Source organism: Enterobacter sp. ECC-249 (assembly GCF_043965265.1).
GTDB classification, from domain to species: domain Bacteria; phylum Pseudomonadota; class Gammaproteobacteria; order Enterobacterales; family Enterobacteriaceae; genus Enterobacter; species Enterobacter quasiroggenkampii.
On the sequence record NZ_CP143660.1, the window covers coordinates 3,494,914 to 3,520,077 of the forward strand.

At 55.6% G+C, this 25,164-nt stretch carries 19 protein-coding genes and 3 tRNA genes; 10 read left to right on the forward strand and 12 right to left on the reverse strand.

The window, feature by feature from the left end; genetic code table 11:
• Positions 1-15: 15 nt before the first annotated feature.
• Positions 16-2,205 (forward strand): TonB-dependent siderophore receptor, encoded by a 2,190-nt coding sequence (locus V1587_RS16745; protein ID WP_371899377.1) that lies wholly within the window; start codon positions 16-18, stop codon positions 2,203-2,205.
• 164 nt (positions 2,206-2,369) lie between these two features.
• Positions 2,370-2,445: transfer RNA gene (locus V1587_RS16750), tRNA-Asn, on the forward strand.
• Positions 2,446-2,499: 54 nt separating this feature from the next.
• Here the strand turns inward: V1587_RS16750 and V1587_RS16755 are convergent.
• The 4 genes from V1587_RS16755 to V1587_RS16770 all read right to left on the reverse strand — a co-directional run bounded on the left by V1587_RS16755 (position 2,500) and on the right by V1587_RS16770 (position 4,755).
• On the reverse strand, positions 2,500-2,832 hold the full coding sequence (locus V1587_RS16755) for a type II toxin-antitoxin system PemK/MazF family toxin (protein ID WP_371899378.1): 333 nt from the start codon (positions 2,830-2,832) through the stop codon (positions 2,500-2,502).
• Entirely contained in the window at positions 2,833-3,090 is a 258-nt protein-coding gene (locus V1587_RS16760) for an antitoxin (RefSeq protein WP_371899379.1), read from the reverse strand.
• A 268-nt stretch (positions 3,091-3,358) separates the two neighbouring features.
• On the reverse strand, positions 3,359-4,318 hold the full coding sequence (locus tag V1587_RS16765) for a zinc-binding alcohol dehydrogenase family protein (RefSeq protein WP_371899380.1): 960 nt from the start codon (positions 4,316-4,318) through the stop codon (positions 3,359-3,361).
• Entirely contained in the window at positions 4,318-4,755 is a 438-nt protein-coding gene (locus V1587_RS16770) for a RidA family protein (protein ID WP_371899381.1), read from the reverse strand. Before V1587_RS16770 ends, V1587_RS16765 begins: the two co-directional genes overlap by 1 nt.
• A gap of 141 nt (positions 4,756-4,896) precedes the next feature.
• Between V1587_RS16770 and V1587_RS16775 the strand changes: the two genes are divergently transcribed.
• Positions 4,897-5,817, forward strand: a complete 921-nt coding sequence (locus tag V1587_RS16775; RefSeq protein WP_371899382.1) for a LysR substrate-binding domain-containing protein — start codon at positions 4,897-4,899, stop codon at positions 5,815-5,817.
• Positions 5,818-5,853: 36 nt separating this feature from the next.
• Here the strand turns inward: V1587_RS16775 and V1587_RS16780 are convergent, their stop codons facing one another.
• The 3 genes from V1587_RS16780 to nac form a co-directional block, all read right to left on the reverse strand.
• Positions 5,854-7,140 carry a hypothetical protein gene (locus tag V1587_RS16780; RefSeq protein ID WP_371899383.1) on the reverse strand — a complete coding sequence of 429 codons (1,287 nt, stop codon included), beginning with the start codon at positions 7,138-7,140 and terminating at the stop codon, positions 5,854-5,856.
• 163 nt (positions 7,141-7,303) lie between these two features.
• Positions 7,304-8,254, reverse strand: coding sequence for an HTH-type transcriptional regulator Cbl (gene cbl / locus V1587_RS16785; protein WP_028013741.1), 951 nt, complete (start codon positions 8,252-8,254; stop codon positions 7,304-7,306).
• Between the two features lie 96 nt (positions 8,255-8,350).
• On the reverse strand, positions 8,351-9,268 hold the full coding sequence (gene nac / locus V1587_RS16790) for a nitrogen assimilation transcriptional regulator NAC (RefSeq protein WP_045908128.1): 918 nt from the start codon (positions 9,266-9,268) through the stop codon (positions 8,351-8,353).
• 320 nt (positions 9,269-9,588) lie between these two features.
• Here nac and V1587_RS16795 point away from each other — a divergent pair.
• Positions 9,589-9,664: transfer RNA gene (locus tag V1587_RS16795), tRNA-Asn, on the forward strand.
• Between the two features lie 136 nt (positions 9,665-9,800).
• On the opposite strand, the gene ldtA is transcribed toward V1587_RS16795, so the two are convergent.
• The 3 genes from ldtA to V1587_RS16810 form a co-directional block, all read right to left on the reverse strand.
• A complete protein-coding gene (gene ldtA / locus V1587_RS16800; protein WP_371899384.1) occupies positions 9,801-10,697 on the reverse strand; it encodes a L,D-transpeptidase in 897 nt (298 codons plus the stop codon).
• Positions 10,698-10,759: 62 nt separating this feature from the next.
• Entirely contained in the window at positions 10,760-13,453 is a 2,694-nt protein-coding gene (locus V1587_RS16805) for a cation-transporting P-type ATPase (protein WP_371899385.1), read from the reverse strand.
• Positions 13,454-13,500: 47 nt separating this feature from the next.
• The gene (locus V1587_RS16810) at positions 13,501-13,932 is read right to left on the reverse strand and encodes a universal stress protein (protein WP_371899386.1); all 432 of its coding nucleotides are present in this window, start codon (positions 13,930-13,932) and stop codon (positions 13,501-13,503) included.
• Between the two features lie 396 nt (positions 13,933-14,328).
• On the opposite strand from V1587_RS16810, the gene V1587_RS16815 reads away from it, so the two are divergent.
• Genes V1587_RS16815 through V1587_RS16825 form a run of 3 tightly spaced genes read left to right on the forward strand, consistent with a single transcriptional unit; the run spans position 14,329 to position 19,438 of the window.
• The gene (locus V1587_RS16815; protein WP_371899387.1) at positions 14,329-15,414 is read left to right on the forward strand and encodes an efflux RND transporter periplasmic adaptor subunit; all 1,086 of its coding nucleotides are present in this window, start codon (positions 14,329-14,331) and stop codon (positions 15,412-15,414) included.
• Positions 15,414-18,476: an efflux RND transporter permease subunit gene (locus V1587_RS16820; RefSeq protein WP_371899388.1), complete on the forward strand. Its 3,063-nt coding sequence runs from the start codon at positions 15,414-15,416 to the stop codon at positions 18,474-18,476. The genes V1587_RS16815 and V1587_RS16820 overlap by 1 nt, the downstream gene beginning before the upstream one ends.
• Positions 18,473-19,438, forward strand: a complete 966-nt coding sequence (locus V1587_RS16825) for an acyltransferase (protein ID WP_048029361.1) — start codon at positions 18,473-18,475, stop codon at positions 19,436-19,438. The genes V1587_RS16820 and V1587_RS16825 overlap by 4 nt, the downstream gene beginning before the upstream one ends.
• On the opposite strand, the gene pagP is transcribed toward V1587_RS16825, so the two are convergent.
• The gene (gene pagP / locus V1587_RS16830; RefSeq protein WP_371899389.1) at positions 19,435-20,010 is read right to left on the reverse strand and encodes a lipid IV(A) palmitoyltransferase PagP; all 576 of its coding nucleotides are present in this window, start codon (positions 20,008-20,010) and stop codon (positions 19,435-19,437) included. The genes V1587_RS16825 and pagP overlap by 4 nt on opposite strands.
• 256 nt (positions 20,011-20,266) lie before the next feature.
• On the opposite strand from pagP, the gene shiA reads away from it, so the two are divergent.
• The 3 genes from shiA (at position 20,267) to V1587_RS16845 (ending at position 24,902) form a co-directional block, all read left to right on the forward strand.
• Positions 20,267-21,583, forward strand: a complete 1,317-nt coding sequence (shiA, locus tag V1587_RS16835) for a shikimate transporter (protein ID WP_371899390.1) — start codon at positions 20,267-20,269, stop codon at positions 21,581-21,583.
• 73 nt (positions 21,584-21,656) lie between these two features.
• Positions 21,657-23,111 (forward strand): AMP nucleosidase, encoded by a 1,455-nt coding sequence (locus V1587_RS16840; protein WP_371899391.1) that lies wholly within the window; start codon positions 21,657-21,659, stop codon positions 23,109-23,111.
• Positions 23,112-23,129: 18 nt separating this feature from the next.
• Complete coding sequence (locus V1587_RS16845) at positions 23,130-24,902, forward strand: aminopeptidase P family protein (RefSeq protein WP_371899392.1); 1,773 nt, start codon at positions 23,130-23,132, stop codon at positions 24,900-24,902.
• A 136-nt stretch (positions 24,903-25,038) separates the two neighbouring features.
• On the opposite strand, the gene V1587_RS16850 is transcribed toward V1587_RS16845, so the two are convergent.
• Positions 25,039-25,114, reverse strand: a tRNA-Asn gene (locus V1587_RS16850).
• Between the last annotated feature and the right edge of the window lie 50 nt (positions 25,115-25,164).

The window sequence follows — 25,164 nt, forward strand, 5'->3', positions numbered from 1 at the left end:
AGGGTCAACATAACAATGAAACGTTCTCATCTTTGGGTTTTAAATCCTTGCTTGCTTGCAATGCTTTCTACCTCTGCGTGGGCGGAAGAACAAAAGGAAGAAAATATCGTTGTCTCCGCCAGCCGCGCGCACCGCAGCGTGGCGGAGATGGCGCAGACGACCTGGGTCATTGAGCGGGCTGAAATTGAGCAGCAGGTTCAGGGCGGGAAAGAGATTAAAGAAGTGCTGGCGCAGCTGATCCCGGGTATGGACGTCAGCAGCCAGGGACGCACCAACTACGGCATGAACCTGCGCGGCCGTTCCATGATGGTAATGGTGGACGGCGTGCGCCTGAACTCGTCCCGCAGCGACAGCCGCCAGCTCGACTCTATCGATCCGTTCAACATTGACCGTATCGAAGTCATCTCCGGTGCCACCTCACTCTACGGCGGCGGCAGCACCGGCGGCCTGGTGAACATCGTCACCAAAAAAGGCCAGCCTGAGACCGAAGTCGAGTTCCAGACCGGGGCTAAAAGCGGGTTTAACAGCCACAACGACCACGATGAGAACGTGTCGGCAGCGGTCAGCGGCGGCAACGATAACGCTTCCGGTCGTCTGTCGGTGTCGTATCAGCGCTACGGCGGCTGGTATGACGGCAACGGCGATGAGGTGATTATTGATAACACCCAGACCGGCTTACAGTATTCCGACCGTATCGATGTGATGGGCACAGGCACCATCAATATTGACGATCATCAGCAGCTTCAGCTGACGACCCAGTACTACAAGAGCGAGTCCGACGGTAAGCATGGTCTGTATCTCGGGAAGAACTTCTCGGCGGTAACGGGAGATGCGACCGCCTACAACAAAGGTAATCTTGATTCTGACCGCGTACCGGGTACCGAGCGCCATCTGATCAACCTGCAGTACTCCAATACCGACTTCTGGGGCCAGGATCTGGTCGCGCAGATTTACTATCGCGACGAGAGCCTGACCTATTATCCGTTCCCGACCCTGACCAAAGGCGTGGTGAGCAGCATCGGCGCGTCCCAGCAGAAAACCGATTTCTACGGCGGCAAGCTGACGCTGAACAGCAAGCCGGTGGACGATTTAACCCTGACCTGGGGTGTGGATGCCGACCACGAAACCTTTGATGCTAACCAGCAGTTTTTTAACCTGAGCAAAGCCGCGGCGAGCGGCGGCATGGAGCTGGATAACGCCTACAACGTGGGTCGTTACCCGGGGTACAGCATCACCAACCTCGCCCCGTTCCTGCAGGCCAGCTACGACATTGACGCCATCACCCTGAGCGGCGGCGTGCGCTACCAGTACACCGAGAACAAGGTGGACGACTTTGTCGGTTACACCCAGCAGCAGGCCATCGCTACCGGGAAAGCCACCTCCGCCGACGCGGTGCCGGGCGGGAAAACCGATTACAACAACTTCCTGTTTAACGCCGGGATCCTCGGTCGCCTGACCGAACAGCAGCAGGTGTGGTTTAACTTCTCCCAGGGCTTCGAAATTCCGGACCTGGCGAAGTACTACGGCTCCGGCACCTATCAGCTCAGCAACGGTCACTATCGCCTGCTCAACAGCGTCAACGTCAACGACTCGAAGCTGGACGGTATCAAGGTCAACGCTTATGAGCTGGGCTGGCGCTACACCGGCGATAACCTGCGTACCCAGGTCGCGGCGTATTACTCGCTCTCGGATAAAACCATCACCATCAACAAGACGGACATGACCATCAACCTGGAAGACGACAAGCGTCGTATCTACGGGGTGGAAGGCCAGGTGGACTATTTCTTCACCGACAGCGACTGGAGCACCGGGGCGAACTTTAACGCCATTAAGTCTGAAACCCGCGAAAACGGGAAATGGGAGAAGCTGACGGTCGACAGCGCCAGCCCGTCGAAAGCCAGCGCGTGGGTCAACTGGGCGCCGGGCGACTGGACCCTGCGCGTGCAGAGCATGCAGACCTTTGACGTATCAGACTCCGACGGTAAGAAGATCGATGGCTATAACACGGTCGACTTCCTGGGCAGCTACGCCCTGCCGGTGGGTAAAGTCAGCTTCAGCGTGGAAAACCTGCTGGACAAAGACTACACCACCGCATGGGGCCAGCGCGCGCCGGGGCTGTATAGCCCAACCTACGGTGCACCGGGTCTTTATACCTACAAAGGCCGTGGACGTACCTTTGGTCTGAACTATTCCGTTCTGTTCTAATCCTGCGCGCCGCCTTCGGGCGGCGCATTTTGTTGTGTAATTTCGAAGCAAATTTACTATAAAATCAGCGATTTGCTGAAATTGTCGGCAAACGAACGAAAAGTGCGTTTTCACCCTTTGACAAGGCGTATTGAGGTCGCTACTATGCGCCTCGTTCACACGATTCCTCTGTAGTTCAGTCGGTAGAACGGCGGACTGTTAATCCGTATGTCACTGGTTCGAGTCCAGTCAGAGGAGCCAAATTTGAAAAGCCTGCTTTTAAAGCAGGCTTTTTGCTTTTCTGCGTCTCTGATGTTAACTCAGAATCGCATCCAGCCTGGCAAGCACCTCATTTACCACGGCGTCAGGTATGCGTTCCAACCGCATGCCGTTTCGGGCAGCCATATCAATAGTTCTGGGCTGGTCGCAGCGAATAACGCCCGTTGTTTTTGTCCCCGCCTCTTCCAGTGAAACGGTGAAGCCTGCTGTACGTGCAAAGTTTCCGCCGCTGGTAACGGGAACCACTACCGGTAGCCGGGTCAGCTTGTTAAACGACGCCTTCGATATGATGAGTACCGGACGCTTTCCACTTTGCTCGTGACCAGCAATCGGATCCAGTGAAACAAGCCAGATTTCCCCTCTGTCCATTTACAGGATCTCCTTACCCACCGCAGGCGCATCAATCCATTCCCGATCCTCTTCGCTCATATCAGCGTGCGGATCGCACTGAGCCAGCAGCTCCTCAAGCGAATAATGAGGCCGTTTCTGGGGTTCGATAATCAGGCAGCCATTATTGATGGTCATGCCGACTTCGCTGTCCGTCGAGAGTTCCAGCGTTTTCAGCACGGCGGGAGGAACCGCCAGCATGATGGACCCACCGACCTTTTTAAGACGAGTTTTATACATAGCGCACCTCCAAATATTATATTTTAATATAACATTTATGGCGGGAGGTGCGCAATTATTCATCAGATTCATGGTGATTTCCTTTTCGTAATTAAGTGTCCATAAAGCCGTAATCCATCGCAGTGCAGGTGGGAACGTAGTGCGTAACTAAGAAGGCAGATAATAGAGAACTGTTTTTGCGGTTCAAAGGATTATGGCGGATCGGATAAACGAAATGCGAGGCGGCTTCCGGCTCGGAGCCGTCTCGGGGCCAGGTTGAGCCCCCCTCTCACGGCTTCATAACGATGCGGCCAAGCGGTTTCGCTGTCTCAGCATATTCATGGGCCGCGGCGGCGTTAGCCAGGGGGAAGATGCGATCAATGACAACCCTGATGCGCCCTGCAGCCACAGCCTGCAACATGTCGTCGACACTTGTCCGAACGCCGGGCCTTTCAAAAAGAGGCCCCATGAATACCCCCATGAGCGTCTGGTTAGACTGCATTGGCGGCCACAGGTCGACAGTCAGGCCGCCGCCGCCCGCATTACCGACGAAGACGAGACGTCCTTCCGGAGCGAGTGCAGAAAGCGAAGCTGGCAACGTCGTCCCTACCGGATCGATGACGAGGTCAACCCCGGCGCCAAGGGTGTACTCTTGGACACTGTCCACGACGTCATGCCGTGCACGATCCACGACATAATCGGCCCCCAATTCAAGCAACCGGTTTATTCGCTGCGTTCCGCTTGCCACGGCGATGACCGTCGCGCCTGCCTGTGCGGCAAGCTGAACGGCCGCGAGCCCCACGCCCCCCGCTGCAGCCTGAATCAGGACGGTTTCTCCGTGCCGGAGCATGCCTCGTGTGAACAGGCAATGATGTGCGGTTCCAAAAGAGATCGGTACCACCGCCGCTTCTGCTGAATCCACCCCGTCTGGTATAAGCCAGGTACGTTCCGCAGGCACGGCCCAACGTTCCGCATGCGATCCCTGCATGTTAAAAGCTGTCACTCTGTCTCCAACCCTGCGGTTATGGACTTTCGATCCGACGGCAACCACCGTGCCCGCGGCCGCGTAGCCGACGATCCATGAAGGAAGAGGCGGCGGAGTTGAGCGGCGATTGATCAGATCGCCCCCTTCAATCGAGATAGCCTCAACAGAAATCAGGACGTCGTCAGGCCCTACGACCGGATCCGGGACGTCGGCATACTGCAGGACGTCGGGAGCGCCTTCCACGTCAAAAACCGCTGCTTTCATCAATTTTCCTCTGTCTTATCTTTCGACCGGCGGAAAGACCCGTAACGCCAGGGCAGCCTGGCAATCACCTTAATCTCACACTGGAATCCGTACAGCCACGTCACGCCGATCCCGGTCAGCGTCGGATAAGGTGCTTCCCCCCAATATTCTGGCAGGATACTCCAGATAGCGTCGAGGTTTGACTCGGGATCGACGACAAAGAGGGTAACGTCAACCACGTCAGCGAACGTGCAGCCCGCAGCCGTAAGAACAGCATTAAGGTTATCGAATGCCAGCCGGACCTGCGCGTTGAGATCCTCTTCAGGTGAACCATCCTCCCGGCTACCAACTTGCCCCGAAACAAACAGGAAGCCGTTAGATTTGATGGCGGGTGAATACCGATTGCGCTCGTAGAGCGCCTGGCGTCCGAAGGGAAAAACTGCTTCGCGTGTTGTCATGTCTGTACCTTTGTTATGGGGCTAAATCTGCCCAGTGAAGATAAAGACACTTTACAGGCGCCAGATCGGGCGGATAAACAAGCGACTTTGTCCATCATTGTTTGTAATATCCAAACAATCGGTGAAAAGAGAGGACAAGGGATGGATCGTTTCGATGCGATGCGCGCCTTTGCTCGCGTGGTGGAAGCAGGCAGTTTCACAAAGGCTGCCCAAACGCTTCATATGAGCAAAACCACGGTGACGCAGCTTATTCAACAGCTGGAAGCGCGCCTGCGCGTCAAGCTGCTTCATCGTACCACCCGCAGGCTTGGCGTCACTCCTGATGGTGCGGTCTATTACGAGCGCGTCATCCGTCTTCTGGCGGACATGGAAGATGCTGAAAACAGCCTGTCCAGTGCGACGATGACGCCCAGGGGACGCCTGCGGGTAGATGTGCCTTCTCCTCTCGCCCGCCTGTTGCTGGTGCCCGCGCTACCGGCTTTTCACGCGCGCTACCCTGATATCCAGTTCAACATGGGCGTCAGTGACCGGGTTGTGGATCTGATTGGCGACAACGTGGATTGCGTCCTGCGCGGTGGCGAAATCAACGACCAGTCCCTGATCGCACGCCACGTCGGCGATTTGCAAATCGGTGTTTACGTCGCACCGAGCTATGTGGAACGCCTTGGCGCCCCTGCGCATCCGCGAGAGCTGGAAAACACGGATCATCGTATCGTGGGATTCTTATCTTCACGCACCGGTAAGGTTGATCCTCTGGTACTACGCTGTGATAGCGAACATATTGAAGTCACGGGCAGCTATGTACTTGCCGTGGATGATGGCAATGCTTATCTCGAAGCGGGATTAGCCGGGTTAGGCGTGATTGCGCTACCCGTCTATATGGCGGCAGCGCATCAGGCGTGTGGCTCCTTGATACCGCTATTTGAAGATTGGCGTATTAAGCCAATGCCCCTGTACCTCGCATTTCCGCCTAACCGCCATGTCAACGCTAAACTGCGCGTTTTTATTGATTGGATCGTTGAATTGATGCAGCAGCATGTCCCTACTTCTACCAATAAGTGACGACATTTGAAGCCGGCTTTTTGCTTCTGTGACTCACTAATAGTTACCAAGCGGATTCTTTTCACAGGCAATACCGCAAATGCCCTCAAGTTCGGCTTCGAGTGTTTTAACCAACGATTGAAGATAGTCTGGGCCTTCCTGATACTGGCGACGTTGTAACTGGTACTCTTCGGAAGAGAGCAAAGTTAATCGTTCTTTGACGCGTTCACCGCATGATGCTATCTCTTCAATAAAATCAATATCATAAAATGGAAGAATTTCTTTAGTTTTGTTATTAAAAACGATGACTTTTACGCTATGAGCATCCAGAACCTCAATGAATTTTTTATCACAGGTTAAGATTGAGGGAAAAAAGAATGCCGCGTTTTTATCAATATTTAAGGTAACAACAAATTCGAGAAAGCGCTGATGGCGAAGATCCCAGGCCATACCTCTAACATATTCCCAAAATCTCGCCGTATTACGGTTCACTTTGTGAAAAAAGGCTTCCTTACAACCATTTTCAAAAAAACGCTTAGCAAGCAAAATTTCTCTAATGCCAAAGAAATGGGCCTCATTGTGAGTAAATTCGAGAAGTTCGAGTAATTTTTCCTGCACCTGCTTAGCACTTGTTTTTGGGTTCCGCAGGTGAATCGCGCACATTTTTAACACATATACATATAAGCGATTATAGTCGCGAGCCAGCTCTTCCATTAGCGATTTATTTATAAACTCATAATTTTTACGCGCCATATATTGCTGCGTTTTAGCTATAATTTCCTGTTCAGACACATTAAATTTTAACTGCCTATGCTGCTGCCAGGCCGCAACATCCAGGTTGCGTAACATTTCATAAGCTCGAATGCGTTCGAAGATTTTTTCCTGTTTATTGAGATCGCTAAAATTACACAGATTTTCGAGTTCATACAGCAAAGGATCAACATTGACCTCCTCTCTGGCTATGAAGTCAAAAATTTCTTCAAAATCATCGGGAAGTCGCGATCTTTGCCCTTCAAAGAAAGGTTTAAGATAACTTAATACCTGCGTATCGAGCGAGATAGAATAGTCGATGGGAAATGTAACGCTGTTACCAGAGATAAACATTTCTCTGAATATGTCTGGTGTAAGAATAAACACATGCGGCGTCTTGAATAAGCTACGCACGGCAGAACCACTGCTGAAGTTCCTGTTAACCGATAAGCCCGGAGTCGCACCTTTCTCCGCTGCAAAAATGAAGGTATAATCGTCAAGATAGTGGTAATAGAGTGCATATTGTTGAACAGCTGCCTCAAGATTTTCTGAGTGGCAGATATCATAAATAAAATCATGAATAACATTTGCCATTGTGCCCTCCCGGCATCGACGTAGCCTCCATTTTTAACACGCCTAAGCTTTTGCTATCAATATATTCATTATTTATTCCTGCATGCATACTTCATAAAATTTATGCCGCGATACTAGCGTACCGGGCATAAACGATAACAGACTGCTTGTCTAAGTTGGATTATTAAATCTGATAATCAATCGCCACTTCTTCCGGCTCCATTACCTGACGCTTAATCTCATCCACCGACAGCCCGGCATTGCATAGCTCGATAAAGCGCCACACGTAGTTGCGCTGCAGCTGTCCGCGCTTCAGGCCAAGCCATACGGTGTTGGCGTCAAACAGATGACGCGTGTCAAGACGCACCAGGTTCCCGTCTTCGCGTTCTCCGCTGGACTGTTCCGCCACCAGCCCAATGCCCAGCCCCAGCTCGACGTAGGTTTTGATCACGTCAGAATCCTGCGCGCTCAGCACGATGTCCGGCGTTAAACCTTTGCGGTTGAAAGCCTCGTCTATGCGCGAACGTCCCGTAATACCCTGCCGGTATGTGATCAACGGCCATTTAGCAATGTCTTCCAGCGTCAGGGGAGAAACCTGATTTAGTGGATGATCGACCGGGAGTAATAAGCTGTGATACCAGCGGAACCAGGGGAATGCCACCAGCAGCGGGTCGTTGCTCAGGCGTTCGCTGGCAATGCCGATATCCGCCCCACCGTTTTGCAGCAGCACTTCAATTTCCTGTGGCGTGCCCTGGATAAGCTCCAGACGGACGTCGGGGAAAAGTTCGCGGAACGCTTTAATCACCGGCGGCAGGCTGTAGCGCGCCTGGGTGTGGGTGGTGGCGATGGTGAGTACGCCCGAGGCGTCATTGGTGAAGAGATCCGCCAGACGACGCACGTTGCTGGCCTCGTTGAGGATTCGCTCTGCGATGGTGAGCAAAGCCTTACCCGGCTCAGTCATGCCGAGCAGCCGCTTGCCGCGACGGATAAAGATCTCTATACCCAGTTCCTCTTCCAGCTCGCGGATATGGCGGCTGACGCCGGACTGAGAGGTATAAAGCATATTGGCGACCTCGGTCAGGTTGTAGTCCCGCCTGGCCGCCTCACGGATAATTTTAAGTTGCTGGAAATTCACGATTCACTCCGGCGCATCTGACATAGCTCTATTGTTAGAGTCAGCCGAGCTGCAGAACAAATAATAAAAACCAGCATCTTATGCTTTTATGGAATATCAGCTCACGAGCTGGAGTTCACGGTTCTCAAGCGATGGCTTGCTGACCAGCGACATCAAAATTTCTTTTACCGCCTGCGCCTGTGGCGACAGCGAACCGCGTGCGGACATGTTCAGCGACAGCGGCAGGCTCATCGAAGGCGTGGTGATCCGCGCCATCCAGCCGTTTGCCGCGCTGCACAGCGAGCGTGCTGCGGATTCCGGCAGAACGGTCACCCCCATGCCGCTGGCAATGGCTGCGGTCAGCGTGGAGATTGAGTCGATTTCACCGATAATTTTGGCCGTCAGGCGGCGCAGGGAGAACGCTTCGTCCACGCGCACGCGCACGGCGCTGTAGTCGCGCGGCAGATAGAGATTCATCTCTGCCACGGCGGTAAGGTCTACGCTCTGGCCCGGACAGTCGCGGGTGCCCACGAGGTAGAGATCTTCTTTCAGCAGCGGCTGGCTGGTGATGCCGGCGACCGGGGAGCGATCGTAAAGGACCGCCATATCGAGCTGGCCGCTCAGCAGTTTGTCATTCAGTACGGAACCGCTGTTTTCGTGCAGATAGACCAGCACTTCAGGCAGCTCGGCGCGGACGGCCTGCAGCAGCGGCATGGTAATGGACGATGCCGCCGTTCCCGGCGCCAGCCCGATGGACACGTGCCCGCTCAGAGTCTGACCCACGTTATTCACCGCCAGCTGCGCCTGTTCACACTGGCGAAGAATGGTGCGCGCATGGGTATACAGGATCTTACCGGCTTCCGTTGGCGTGACGCCGCGTTTGGTACGGATCAACAGCTGCTGATCCATCTCGCCTTCCAGAGTAGCCACCTGCTGGCTCAGCGCAGGCTGCGCGATATGCAGCACTTCTGCCGCTTGAGTCAGGCTGCCGATATCGACGATTTTTACGAAGTATTTCAGTCGTCTTAAGTTCATTTTGCCCCCTGTTCGAAATGCTGTGCCGGAACCGGCTGTCGTTGTTGAACAGGTTTTGCAATATGAATGCCACTTTTACCAGGCGGTACAAATTGCGCCCTAAGCGCCTGAAAATAAGGAAACCTAATCATGGAGGGGGGTTTTATTACCGAAACAGCAGTTTATGATCTGCCCCATTAGGGGTATACCCGCACCATGACGGTGCATTCCGCTGCCAAAAACATCACTTTGCCGATTTTGTCAGCAAACGATCAAAAGGCGTTGATCCACCCTTTGACAAGGCGAACGCAGGTCGATAATATGCGCCCCGTTCACACGATTCCTCTGTAGTTCAGTCGGTAGAACGGCGGACTGTTAATCCGTATGTCACTGGTTCGAGTCCAGTCAGAGGAGCCAAATTTGAAAAGCCTGCTTTTAAAGCAGGCCTTTTGCTTTTCGGCATCTGGAAAGATTGCCCGGTGGCGCTGCGCTTACCGGGCCTGCTTGTCACGTAGGTCGGGTAAGGCGCAGCCGCCACCCGACTAACATGCCCTCAGTTGCCCATCTTAACCGGCATCCCCGACCGTCGCTCCAGTTCGGCTCCCGCGCCCTCGTTTATCAGCTGCGTTCGCTGCGCGGCTGAAACAGGCAGAGGCACTTTCCGGGTCGATTCAAATTCCGCGCGGTTACGCGACAACGGCTCGTGAACTTCCACCCAGCGGCTGCCGTCCGGCTCGGTGGTGACTTTAACGGGCCTGTCGATAAGCTGCACGCGGGTTCCGACGGGAACGTTATCGAAAAGATATTTGATGTCGTTATTACGCAGACGGATACAGCCCTGACTCACCCGCAGCCCGATGCCAAAATTCGAGTTTGTGCCGTGAATGGCATACAGCCTGCCAATATAAATCGCATACAGCCCCATCGGGTTATCCGGCCCGGCGGGCACGAATGCCGGCAGCGTTTTCCCTTCTGCCGCATAGGCACGGCGCGTATTCGGCGTCGGAGACCAGGTTGGCCCCTCCTGCTTACGCTCAACGGCCGTCACCCAGTTACGCGGGGTTTCACGCCCGGCCTGACCGATGCCGATGGGCAGCACTTCAACGGTATTGCCGCCAGGCGGGTAGTAGTAGAGGCGCATTTCTGCCGCGTTAACGATAATGCCCTCGCGGACGGTGTCGGGCAAAATCAGCTGCTGGGGGATCACCAGCCGGGTGCCGGATTTGGGCAAAAAAGGATCCACTCCCGGGTTCGCTTCCAGCATATTGCTTAGCCCCTGCCCATACTGCGCGGCAAAGGCCTCAAGCGGTAACGTATTGCGTTCGGGAACGGTGATGGTAATCGGGTTTCCCACCAGACGACTGCCTTGCGGCGGTAGGGTATAGGTTACGGCAAACGCGCCGGGAACAGCGGCACACAGCGTAAGGACGAACCAGGTAAATCGCATCATAATTTCCTGTGCTCAAAAAAAGAGAAAGCCCGGGCTCAGGCAGGCTTTCTCAGTTTACGCTATTACGCCTCGGTTTTGCGCCATCTGCGCGTCAGCACTTTTTCCGCCTCGACAATCAGGAACATCACAAAACCAATCAGGAAGGTGATGACCCAGTAGCGGAACGGCAGCGCTTCGGTGCCAAACAGCATCTGCATGAACGGGGCGTAAATGATAAGAAGCTGTAGCGCCAGCAGTACGCCGCTCACGATCCAAATCCCTTTGTTCGCCAGCAGGCCTTTGCTCAGCGAGAAGCCATCGTTAACGCGGCAGTTAAGCATGTAGAACCACTGCGCGGTCACCAGGGTTTGCAGCAGCACGGTGCGGATAAATTCCGCCGAATAGCCGCGCGGCTGTAGCCAGGCTTCCAGCACGAAGGCGCTGATGGCAATCATCAGACCGACAAACACTACGCGCCAGATGGCATAGCCGTCCATCACATGCAGATTCGCCTTACGCGGTGGCCGGTTCATGATGTCCTTCTCACCCGCTTCAAACGCCAGGCCAAACGACAGGGTTGCCGATGTCGCCATGTTCATCCACAGGATCAGGACCGGCGTCAGCGGGATCAGGTTCCCCGCCAGCAGCGCGATGATGATTAGCAGTGCCTGCGCGATGTTGCTCGGGATTACGAACAGAATGGTTTTTTTCAGGTTATCGTAGACCCGACGCCCCTCGTGCACCGCACTGGCAATAGTGGCAAAGTTGTCATCCGTTAACACCATGTCGGCGGCTTCCTTGGTAACTTCAGTCCCCTTAATCCCCATGGCGATACCCACATCCGCCCGCTTGAGCGCCGGGGCATCATTTACGCCATCCCCGGTCATGCCCACCACTTCCTGTTTACTTTGCAGGGCCTGCACGAGGCGGAATTTATCCTCCGGGCTGGTACGGGCGAAAATATCATACTGCTGCGCGGCGTCGCTTAGCTGACGATCGTCCATCGCCTCCAGCTCACGTCCGGTGATAGCGCTTGCCGCGTTACCAATCCCCAGCATCTGCCCAATGCTCATGGCCGTTTGCGGGTGGTCGCCGGTGATCATTTTCACGCGAATCCCGGCCTGCAGACAGTCGGCAATCGCGGTAATGGCCTCCGGACGCGGTGGATCCATCATTCCAGCAATACCCAGCAGGATCACCCCATCGTGCAGGTCCGGGTGATCCAGCTCGCGTTGTCCCTCGCGGGCAGGCTTCCAGGCCGCAGCCACCATACGCAACCCTTCCCGGGCATACTCTTCAATCTTCCCTTCCCAGTAAGGCTGATCGAACGGCTGCAGTCCGTCATTCGTCTGCTGGTACTGGCAGAGGCGGAACAGGACGTCCGGCGCGCCGGTGATTAAGATCGCCTCTTCTTCGCCCAGCCGGTACAGCGTGGACATGTATTTATACTGCGAATCAAACGGGATTTTGCTGCGCATTTCGGTATCGAGCGCTGGGAGCGGAATTTTCGCCGCCAGCACCTTCAGCGCGCCCTCGGTTGGTCCCCCGGTGATTTTCCACAGCCCCTGCTCGTCTTTGATCAGCTGGCTGTCATTACAGAGGTCAATGGTGCGCAGGTAGCGTTCCAGCAGGGAACCCTGCGTCACGCTGACGGGCGTCGGGTCATCTACGGGGTGAATATTCCCCACCGGTTCGTAGCTGTCACCCTCCACGCGATAGGTCGTGTCAGCGGTAATCACCGCTTTGACTGTCATTTCATTCATCGTCAGGGTGCCGGTTTTATCCGAGCAGATGACCGTCATTGCGCCCAGCGTTTCTACCGTGGGCAACTTACGAATGATGGCCTTGCGACGCGCCATGGCCTGTACGCCAAGGGAAAGGATGATGGAAATGATGGCCGGCAGGCCTTCCGGCACGGCGGCAACGGCGAGGCTGATAAGCGATAGCACCAGTTCAGAAACCGGCATATCCCGGAACAGGAGGCTGAAAACAAACAGCGCCACCATCATCACCAGGATAGTCATGAAGATGGTTTTACCTAGCTTATCCATCTGCACCATCAGCGGCGTGCGGTGCTTTTCAATGTCGGACATCATCTGATTGATGTGGCCCAGTTCGGTCTCACCGCCGGTTGCCACCACCACGCCTTTACCGCCGCCGGAGCTGACGGTGGTGCCTGAGTAGAGCAGATTATACCGGTCACCTAAAGGCAGTTCCCCGCTTAACGCATCGCTGTTTTTCTCAACAACGGTGGATTCGCCGGTCAGGATGGCCTCCTCCACGCGAAGGTTATGCGCTTCAATCACGCGCAGGTCCGCAGGGATACGATCCCCGGCACGGATCACCACGATATCTCCCGGGACCAGCGACGTGGTGGGGATCGTTTCATGATTCCCCTGTCGTACAACCACGGCTTCGCTGGAGAGCATATTGCGAATACTCTGCAACGATTTTTCAGCATTGCTCTCCTGGATATGGCCAATCAGCGCGTTAATGATGGCAACCCCAAGGATCACAAACATGTCTACCCAGTGGCCCATGAATAGCTTAAGCAACGCGGCCACCAGCAGAACGTAAATCAATACGTCGTTAAAATGCGCCAGAAAGCGCAGCCATGCGGGTTTGCCCTTTTTTTGCGGCAACGCATTCTCACCGTGCTGCTGAAGTCGGGCTGATGCCTCAGTGCCGCTAAGTCCTTCCAGGGTGGAGTGGATATTCGACAGGGTTTCGTCAACGGTTTGTTGATAATACGGACGTTCAGGTTTTCCTGTTTTCATCGTTCCTTCCTCAGGTTCTATTCAGAAACCACCTTGCTTTTATGTCATTAACGAATAACGAAAACAGGAACATGGGCGTAACGAACAATACTTGCCGCCTCCGATCCTAACAAATGGGTTTGAATATTTGGATTCCGGGAGCCGACAATAATCGCGCCAGCAGCAAGTTCATCCGCCAGCTTAATAACCTCATCACGAACATTTCCGCTGCGCACATGGAGATGAACACGATCTTCTGGCAGATTCACTTTTTTGACCAGTTCAGACAATTTTTCTTTCGAATTATTAATCATATATTCATCCATCTTGCGCGCATCTGAAATAAAACCACGCGTCAGTTCGGCTGAGAATTTGGGCATGACGTGCAGCAAATGAATGTCACCCGATGCGCTTTGCGCCAGAAACCGTGCATGCTGCAGCGCTTTATCCGCCAGGCTTGTCTCGTAGACGTCCACCGGAACGAGAATGTTTTTATACATATCGAGCATCCTTTTTATAACCAACACGAGAGTGAATGAAGCAAAAAAACGCATTAAATGCAGGGGGTTGCCCTTAATGCCAGTTACGGTAAAAAAAGATGGATGATATTAAACGTAGCACAGGAATATCAGGTTTAGCGCTTCCCCAATGCTAATGGTTATTTAACATTTATCTTTTCGCCGACTATGCTCATTGTTAGCCACCGCTTCCGGCTCATGGAGGAATGTATGTATGGTTTAAGCCTGATCCGTCTGGGTATGTTTATTGCGCTTGCCATTATCGCCAGCACGGCGATTGGTTTATTTACCTATATGGTCGTCACTTTTCTGGCAGAATAGTGTCACCCCTGTCCAGGTTATGGAATAAATAAAACAGTTATTTATTAGGGGAATACAGTGAACCGCTACCTCTCTCTTTTACCGTTCGTTTTGTTAACGCTCACAGCGTGCGACCCGAAACCGAAGCAAGCCTCACCCCTTCCCAGAATGGTAAAAGTGGCGGAGGTGACGGTTCCCGGTCACGCCCAGCAGCGCGTTTTTCCCGCCCGCATTGAATCGGGCGATGCCACAGACCTTTCCTTCAAGCGCGCAGGTCAAATTGAAGCGCTCGATGTGCGTCAGGGCGCAGCCATCAAACAGGGGCAACAGCTTGCCAGACTGAACGCCCGTGAAGCCCAGCAGCGGGTAAATGACAGACAAACGGCGGCGACGCTTGCCCAGAGGCAATTCGAGCGCTTCCAGACGCTGGCGGGCCGCCAGGCAATTTCGAAAGCCGAAATGGACGTGCAGCGTGCGAACCGCGATTCGGCGAATGCGGCGCTACAGATCGCCCGAGAAGAGCTGAATCAAATGACGCTTGTCGCCCCCTTCAGCGGAACGGCGGCCAGCGTGCATGTCCGAAACCATCAGGTGGTGTCTGCCGGTCAGCCCATCGCGACGTTAACCCGCACCGATCTGCTTGACGTGGTGTTCAGCATTCCTGAAAACCTGTTTAAGACCTTTGATATCCGCAACGCGCAGTATCGCCCGGTAGTGAGAATTAACGCCATTCCGGATCGGGAATTTACCGCCGTTTATAAAGAACACTCGGGCAGCAGCGACAGTAATACCCTGACCTGGCAGGTAATACTGACCATGCCGCGGCCAGATGATTTTCCCGCCGTCGGTGGCGTAAGCGGTACGGTGACCATCAATTTAACCAACCTCCCGGCTGGCGCGGGCGCTGAGGCGCTGGTCGTACCCGTTGAGGCAGTCTTTAATCCGGACAACAGCCCGCGCAATGAGCCGCACGTCTGGGTTGTGGCGGGGGAAGGCGACACGCTCCATCTTGAAGACCGCAAGGTCAGCGTGGGGCAAGTGATTACCGAAGGCGTGGTGATCACCAGCGGGCTTAAGGCGGGCGAGCGCGTGGTGGCCGCAGGCGTTGGGGAGCTGCATGCTAACCAGCCGGTGCGTATCTGGACGCGTGAACGGGGACTGTAATGGATATCTCTCGTCAGTTTATTAATAACCCTGTTCGCGTCTGGCTAACGATCCTGCTGCTGGGCATCGGGGGTATTTTCGCGCTGTTGAATATCGGCAGGCTGGAAGATCCCGCCTTTACCATCAAAACCGCAGTGGTGGTCACCCACTACCCCGGCGCATCCGCTCAGCAGGTCGAAGAAGAGGTGACGCTGCCGCTGGAGAATGCCCTTCAGCAGTTGCCTTATCTGGACAACGTGAGCTCCATCTCTTCAAACGGTTTGTCGCAAATCACCGTTAACATTGCTTCACGCTATCACTCAAACGAACTGCCGCAGATTTGGGATGAGCTGCGCCGCCGCGTTGGCGATGCCTCTCGTCAGTTCCCGCCCGGCGTCGTCACGCCCTTTGTAAATGACGATTTCGGCGACGTGTTCGGCTTCTTCTTCGCAATATCCGGGGATGAATTCAGTAATCCTGAACTGGTGAGATACGCGGAACAGCTGCGCCGCGAGTTGATTCTGGTCCCCGGGGTCGCGAAGGTTGCCATCGGCGGAGCGATTAGCCAACAGGTCAACATCGATATTTCCCTGACCAAAATGGCCGCGCGCGGCATTACGCTGAACCAGCTTTCGGCCCTGCTCAGCAGACTCAACGTCGTTTCCAGCGCCGGAGAAATCACCTCCGGCAGCGAATCCATTCGTCTGCACCCGACCGGTGAGTTCGAGAATCTTGATGAACTGGCGGATCTCATCATCACGCCTTCCGGCACCGGGGCGGCAACGCGTCTGCGGGATATCGCCACGCTGTCGCGCGGGCTGAACGAATCGCCAGCCAGTATCTACCATGCCAACGGCAAAAAAGCCGTCACCATGGGCGTCTCGTTTATTCCCGGCGTGAACGTGATCGACGTGGGCCACGCGCTGGAGGCGAAGCTAAACCAGATGTCGGCGGAAAAACCGGCAGGCATACAGATAGATCTGTTTTACGATCAGGCAGCCGAAGTGGGCCACTCTGTTAACGGTTTTATTATTAACTTCCTGATGGCGCTGGCGATTGTCATCGGCGTGCTGCTGATCTTTATGGGCGTACGCAGCGGGATCATCATTGCGGTTTCTCTCGCCCTTAACGTGCTGGGCACGCTGCTGATTATGTATCTGTGGGGCATTGAGCTGCAGCGCATCTCGCTTGGGGCGCTGATTATCGCCCTCAGCATGCTGGTGGATAACGCCATCGTAATTGTCGAAGGGGTGTTGATTGCCCGACAGCAGGGCTCCCCGCTGTTGACCGCCGTTAATACTATCATCCGCCGCTCCGCCCTGCCGCTGCTGGGGGCGACGGTGATTGCTATCCTTGCGTTTGCGCCTATCGGTCTGTCGCAGGATTCCACCGGGGAATACTGTAAATCCCTCTTCCAGGTGCTGCTGATTTCCCTGATGCTGAGCTGGTTCTCGGCGCTCACCCTCACCCCGGTGATGATTAAGTGGTGGTTGTTTAAAAACGACAGCGCGCCGGACACCACTGACGAGTCAGATCCTTACGACAAACGTCTCTACCGCCTCTACCAGCGCCTGCTTAACACGCTGCTGCACCATAAGGCACCGACGCTGGTAGTGATGGCCGCCCTGCTGGCCGCGTCTGTCTGGGGGTTTGGCGCGGTGCGGCAAAACTTTTTCCCGTCATCTAATACGCCGATTTTCTTTGTCGATCTCTGGTTACCCTACGGGACCGATATCAAATGGACCGAGAAAATGACCGGTGATATTGAGAAAACCATCAAGGGCCAGCCCGGCGTGGAAACTACTGTTTCTACCATCGGTCAGGGGAGCATGCGGTTTATTCTGACCTACAGCGGACAGCGCCAGTACAGCAACTATGCCCAAATCATGGTAAGAATGGATGACCAGCGTAACATTTCTCCCCTGACCCGCCACGTTGATGAGTACATCGCGCGAAACTACCCGCAGGTCAACGCCAGCACGAAACGGGTGATGTTTGGCCCCTCCGGCGACAGCGCCATTGAAGTGCGCATTAAAGGCCCGGATCCTGACAGGCTGCGCCTGATCGCCAGCCAGGTGGACGATATTCTGGCGCGCGACCCGGCCACGGGGAGCGTCCGAAACGACTGGCAAAACCGCAGTAAAGTGATCCGTCCGCAGTACGTCGCCGCGCTGGGACGCGAGCTTGGCGTGGATAAACAGGACGTCGACAACGCGCTGGAGATGAATTTCTCCGGCAGTCGGGCGGGGTTGTATCGGGAAGGCAGCGACCTTCTGCCCGTGGTGGTGAGGCCCCCGGAAAGCGAAAGGCTGGATGCCAGCCACCTGAACAACGTGCTGGTGTGGAGCCAGGCGCGGCAGCAGTATATCCCGCTGAGTAACGTCGTCAGCAGCTTTTCGCTGGAGTGGGAAGATCCGCTCATTCTTAGACGCGACCGCTCGCGGGTACTGACGGTTCAGACGGACCCGGACCCGCTGAGCCAGCAAACCTCCGGCGATATTCTCGCCCGCGTTAAGCCGCAGGTAGATGCCCTTCCCCTGCCCCACGGCTACAGCATCGAGTGGGGCGGCGACGCGGAAAACTCCAGCGAAGCGCAGCAAGGGCTATTCACTACGCTGCCTCTCGGGTATCTGGTGATGTTTGTCATTACGGTGCTGATGTTCAGCTCGGTAAAAAATGCCGTCGCAATCTGGCTGACCGTACCGCTGGCGCTGATTGGCGTCACGCCAGGATTTTTAATTACCGGTATCCCGTTCGGCTTTATGGCGCTGATTGGTCTGCTGAGCCTGAGCGGAATGCTCATCCGCAACGGCATCGTGCTGGTGGAAGAGATCGAACAGCAGAAAACGCAAAAGGATCAGCACAGCGCGATCGTTTATGCCGCCACCTCGCGCCTGCGCCCTATCCTGCTCACCGCGTTCACTACCGTACTTGGCCTGGCTCCGCTGCTGCTGGATGTTTTCTTCCAGAGCATGGCCGTTGTGATTATGTTTGGACTGGGGTTTGCTACAATCCTGACGCTACTGGTACTCCCCGTGATCTACGCGTGTTTCCATCGTAAGGACGAAGCCAAACAACAATGAATGCGACAGGGCTGAACATTATCAAGACGCTGGGCTGCATGACGGCGGTTACCTTCTTCACTATCTACAATACCTGGGATCATTATGATTATGACTATCACTGGATCCTCGGGTTTTTAACCTTTATCTCGACCATCGCCACGCCGCTGTTTTTTGTGGTGTCGGGCTATCTCGACGGACAATCCCGGCACGGCACGCGCTGGCAGCTGGGTAAAATTAAAAGCCTGGTGATTGTTTTTCTGTTCTGGATAACGATCTACTACCTGTGGGAGCCTTATCAGCGCGGGTATTTAATCCAGCCCTGGTTCGTGTTCGCCTTTGTCGTGATTTACACCTTCCACCCGGCGGTGGAGTGGCTTAGCCAGCGGAGATCGCTGTTCTGCGGCGCGATTGCTGCCCTGCTGTTCTTTTCCTACGGATACGATCTGTTATCGGCGCTTTATCCTGAAACGCACGTCCTTTCTCTTTCACCGCAGTATCGGCTGTGGACATGGCTGCTGTTTTATCTGACGGGGCAACTCTTCTGCGACCCAAAAATCGCCGAGTGGATAAGCCGCAAAAATGTAGTCAGGGCGGCGGTTATCGCCATCCCGTTTATCTATCTCTTCACCTGGTTTTACGAGCGCCACTTCTTCTTCGCGCTGTTCAAGGCCGACAGAAACGCCTTTATCCTCACCGGCTCTCAAATTTACATTCTGATCATCGCGCTGGTGATTGCCGCGAACGGCGTGCGCTTTCGCCGCAATGCTGAATTTAAGGAGTCCATACTGGCCGCCATCAGCAAAACGATGACTGGCGTATATATTGTGCACTACTCGGTGTTTCATCTGCTGACGGCGCTGATACCGGTGACCTCTCTCGGAATGAAGCTGGCGTTGATTGTTCTTACGTTCGTCACCTCTGTTCTCTTCTCCATGCTGGTATTGTCTAACGCCGTAGCAAAAAAGGTGATCACCCTTTAAAAGCCTAAGCGCAGCCAGGCAAAAAGCACGTTGCCGTTATTATAAGTCCCGGGAATATAGGTGAACTGGACGGTAACGCGCTTATACCCGGCTGAAAACAGCGGGAAGATGAACGGTAGCGGGACATAGTTCGCAAAATCATCTCGCGCCGTGATGCCCGCTGCGGCACCGAGCCCAAGGCGGAAATCTTTGGCACTATCCAGATACCAGCCCTTCTCCCAGCCATAGCCCATCGCGGGCTGCCATTCGTTGTGCGAGTCCTTGAACATCATCGCGAAGAGCGCGCTCCAGTTGCCCTCTTCGTTATAGCGGGACACGCCCAGGCCACCGCCCCACGGCATTTCATTGTACTTGTCGGTTTTTTCTTTGTCGTACATAAAGCGAGCGTGCCAGCTCAGAAACGGCAGGTACAGATCGTAACGCTGAGGCTGCTCCCAGGTTTGCGAAATATCATCCGTCAGCGCATTCCACCAGCCGCTAATTCGCTGTTCTCCATAGACTTTCGGCTCGGCATGAAGCGGTGCGGCGAATAAAAACAGGACAATCCAGATGGCCGAAAAGGTGCGTTGCATCGTTTTTCCCTCAGCTTAAGTCACGCAGCGGTATCTATTACTGTAATCCATTCAGCACTAACCGGAGCCAAACAGACTGATTTATCTCGAGGCAGGGGAAGATGAAATTTATTTATTCAGCACCTTCCGGAAAGATAAAAACGTTTTCTAAGGCGTTTTGTCGCGGTAGTCTCATAGGTTCCGTTTATATGACGGGCGCAATGTGAGTGACCTTTTCTTATACCAATAATTAAAAATTAGTACGGACAGGACAACTATGGACTCCACCCTCATCTCCGATCGTCCCAACGAGGAGACACCTTCGCTCAATCGTGCCCGCCGCGCCGCACTCGGCAGCTTCGCGGGTGCCGTCGTCGACTGGTATGATTTTCTGCTTTATGGCATTACCGCCGCGCTAGTGTTTAACCGTGAATTCTTCCCCCAGATCAGCCCTGCGATGGGTACGCTCGCCGCGTTTGCTACCTTCGGCGTCGGCTTTCTGTTTCGCCCGCTGGGTGGGGTGATCTTCGGCCACTTCGGCGACCGCCTGGGCCGCAAGCGCATGCTGATGCTCACCGTCTGGATGATGGGGATCGCCACTGCGCTTATCGGTATTCTCCCCTCGTTTGCCTCTATCGGCTGGTGGGCGCCGGTACTGCTGGTCACCCTGCGCGCCATCCAGGGTTTCGCCGTGGGCGGCGAATGGGGCGGCGCGGCGCTGTTATCCGTTGAGAGCGCACCAAAAAATAAAAAAGCATTTTATAGCAGCGGCGTGCAGGTCGGGTACGGCGTCGGACTGTTGCTTTCCACAGGGCTGGTGTCGTTAATCAGCCAGCTCACCACCGACGAGCAGTTCCTGAGCTGGGGCTGGCGCATTCCGTTCATCTTCAGCATCGTGCTGGTGATTGCCGCACTGTGGATCCGTAACGGCATGGAGGAGTCTGCTGAATTCGAACAACAGCAGCAGGAGGAATCGGCCGTTAAAAAACGTCTGCCGGTGATGGAAGCCCTGATTCGACACCCTGGCGCTTTTCTGAAAATTATCGCCCTGCGCCTGTGCGAGCTGCTGACGATGTATATCGTCACCGCCTTTGCGCTGAACTACTCGACGCAGAATCTCGGCCTGCCCCGTGAATTGTTCCTGAATATTGGCCTGCTGGTCGGCGGGATCAGCTGTCTGACGATACCCTGCTTCGCCTGGCTTGCGGACAGGTTTGGCCGCCGTCGCGTCTACATTACCGGGGCGCTGATTGGAACCCTCAGCGCCTGGCCGTTCTTTATGGCGCTGGAGGCGCAGTCGATCTTCTGGATTGTCTTCTTCGCCATCATGCTCGCGAACATCGCCCACGATATGGTGGTGTGCGTGCAGCAGCCGATGTTTACCGAACTGTTCGGCGCCAGCTACCGCTACAGCGGCGCGGGCGTGGGCTACCAGGTCGCAAGCGTGGTCGGCGGCGGGTTTACGCCGTTTATTGCCGCCGCGCTGGTGACCTTCTCCGGCGGTAACTGGCACAGCGTGGCGATTTATCTGCTGGCCGGTTGCCTGCTGTCGGCGGCAACGGCGCTATTGATGAAAGAGACGAGCCACCGCTGATCTCACTTTTGTTTCACAGGCGTGTGACATACTATCGGGTAGAGTCGCACACCTGTGGAACAAGGAGACAGAGATGAATAATAAGGGCTCCAGCCTGACCCCGGCTCAGGCGCTGGAAAAACTCGACGCGCTGTATGAACAGTCCGTCAACGCGCTGCGCAGCGCCATCAGCGAATATATCGAAACAGGGAAACTTCCCGACGAAAAGGCCAGAACCGAGGGCCTTTTTGTTTATCCATCGCTCTCTGTGACCTGGGATGGCAGCGCTAGCAGTAATCCCAAAACCCGTGCCTATGCGCGCTTTACCCACACCGGCTGCTACAGCACCACCGTCACCCGCCCTGCGCTGTTCCGCCCGTATCTTGAAGAACAGCTCACGCTCCTGTACCAGGATTACGGCGCGCATATTTCCGTTGAGCCCTCGCAGCATGAGATCCCGTATCCGTACGTGATTGACGGTTCGGCGTTAACCCTTGACCGCTCCATGAGCGCGGGGCTGACCCGCCACTTCCCGACAACGGAACTGTCGCAGATTGGCGATGAGACGGCCGATGGGATCTATCACCCGGCAGAATTTTCTCCCCTGTCGCACTTTGATGCCCGCCGGGTCGATTTCTCCCTGGCGCGTCTGCGCCACTACACCGGCACGCCCGTCGAACATTTCCAGCCGTTCGTCCTCTTTACCAACTACACCCGCTACGTTGACGAGTTTGTCCGCTGGGGCTGCAGCCAGATCCTCGACCCGGAAAGCCCGTATATCGCGCTCTCCTGTGCGGGAGGGATCTGGATCACCGCCGAGACCGAAGCGCCCGAGCAGGCCATTTCCGACCTGGCGTGGAAAAAACATCAGATGCCCGCCTGGCACCTGATCACCGCCGACGGTCAGGGCATTACGCTGATCAACATCGGCGTAGGCCCGTCAAATGCCAAGACCATCTGCGACCATCTGGCGGTGCTGCGTCCGGACGTGTGGCTGATGATCGGCCACTGCGGCGGCCTGCGTGAAAGCCAGCTGATTGGCGACTACGTGCTGGCCCACGCGTATCTGCGCGATGACCACGTGCTGGATGCGGTGCTGCCGCCGGATATCCCCATCCCGAGCATCGCGGAAGTGCAGCGCGCGCTGTACGACGCCACCAAAGAGGTCAGCGGCATGCCGGGAGAAGAAGTTAAGCAGCGCCTGCGCACCGGTACGGTCGTCACGACGGATGACCGCAACTGGGAGCTGCGCTATTCCGCCTCCGCGCTGCGGTTCAACCTGAGCCGCGCGGTGGCCATTGATATGGAGAGCGCCACCATCGCCGCGCAGGGGTATCGCTTCCGCGTCCCGTACGGCACGCTGCTGTGCGTTTCCGATAAGCCGCTGCACGGTGAAATTAAGCTGCCGGGCCAGGCCAACCGTTTCTATGAAGGTGCGATATCCGAACATCTGCAAATCGGCATTCGCGCCATTGACCTGCTGCGGGCAGAAGGTGACCGGCTCCATTCCCGCAAGCTGCGCACCTTCAACGAGCCGCCGTTCCGCTAATAACGATAAGGAATCACCATGTCCAGCACATCTCCGCTCTCTGCCCTGCGCCACTGGCTTGAGGCCAGCCATCTCGACGGGATGATCGTCCCGCGTGCGGATGCGTGGCAGAGCGAATACTGCGCGCCATACGACGAAAAGCTGGCCTGGCTGACAGGCTTTGACGGTTCGGCCGGCGTCGCGCTGGTGCTGAAAAACAAAGCGCTGCTGTTCGTTGACGGGCGCTATCAGGTTCAGGCCCGCGTTCAGGTCAATATGGATGAGGTAGAGATCCGCCACCTGCACAACGAGCCGCTGGCTGAATGGCTGGCGGAAAACGTTGAGGCCGGGACGCGCATCGGTTTTGATCCGCTGCTGATGACCCACTCAGAGTTTGAGCAACTGTCTGCCACGCGTTGCGAGCTGGTCCCGCTGAAAGCCTCGCCGTTTGACACTCTTTGGACTGACCGCCCTGCCGCGCCGGCGGGGCTTATTCGGGAAATGCCGGTTGAACACAGCGGTGAAAGCAGCGCTGATAAACGCCAGCGCGTCGCCGCCGTGCTGGCTGCAAGCAATGCCGATTATCTCGCCGTTACCCTGCCGGATAATATCGCCTGGCTGTTAAACGTCCGTGGCGCGGATATCCCTTACAGCCCGGTACCGCTCTCTTTTGCTCTTCTGGGCCGTGACGGCCACGTTGAGTGGTTTGTTAACGACAACAAGCTCGCCGTCCTGCCGGAAGATGTGCGCAATGCGTTTACCCTTGCGCCACAGGACGCCTTCGTCGAACGCTGCCAGCAGATTGCTGCAGGAAAACGGGTGATGGTTGATGCCGATTCCGCGCCGGTCGCCCTGCGCTTCGCCATCGAACCCCGGGGAGAAATTGTCTGGCGGACCGACCCCATCACCCTGATGAAAGCCACCAAAAACCCGGTTGAGCTGGCCGGTTATCGCGCGTGTCATCACCAGGACGGCGCCGCCTGGGTCAACTTCCTGGCCTGGCTGAGCCGTGAAGTTCCGCTGCGCGAGGCGGCAGGGAATCCGCTAACAGAGCTGGAAGTCCAGGCGCAGCAGCTGGCGTTCCGTCAACAGCAGACCGGGTTCATCGAGCAAAGTTTTGCGACCATCTCCGCCTCTTCGAGCAATGCGGCGATGTGTCACTATCATTCGAGCGAGGCCAGCAACAAGCCCATCGGTCATGACCATTTTTACCTGAACGATTCCGGCGGTCAGTACGTTAATGGCACCACCGACGCCACGCGCACGCTGGCGTGGGGTAAGGTCGATCCGCAGCAACGTCTGCACTACACCGCCGTGCTGAGAGGCTTCCTGTCGCTCATTACCCTGCAGTTCCCTTCCGGGACTCAGGGGCATCAGCTGGATGCATTTGCGCGTCGCCCGCTGTGGGAGATGGGGCTGGATTACGATCACGGCACGGGGCATGGCGTGGGTCATCAGCTTCTTATCCACGAAAACCCGCATCGCATTGCCAAAAAGGTCAACCCGTGGCCGCTGGTGGCGGGAAATATCATGACTATCGAGCCGGGCTACTATCTGGGCGATAGCCACGGTATTCGCATTGAAAACCAGGTGGAGATTGCCGAGAGCCGTCCGGGGTTCTGCAGATTTGCCTCGCTGACGCTTATCCCGATCGACTTAAGCCAGGTTGAGCTGCATCTGTTGAGCGAGCAGGAAAAACAGTGGCTGGATGCATATCACCAGCAGGTACGCGAGGCGCTTTCACCTCTGGTGAACAGCGAGGCGCGCGAGTGGCTGGTGGAGGCGACGGCGCCGGTTCGCGTCAAACAGTAGTGCGGTTTGTTGCCCGGTGGCGCTGCGCTTACCGGGCCTACAGTTCCGTAGGTCGGGTAAGGCGAAGCCGCCACCCGACAATTTTACCTGGTGCAGAAAAGCAAAAAGCCTGCTTTAAAAGCAGGCTTTTTAAATTTGGCTCCTCTGACTGGACTCGAACCAGTGACATACGGATTAACAGTCCGCCGTTCTACCGACTGAACTACAGAGGAATCGTGTGAACGGGGCGCATATTATCGATGCTCCCCCACGATGTCAAAGG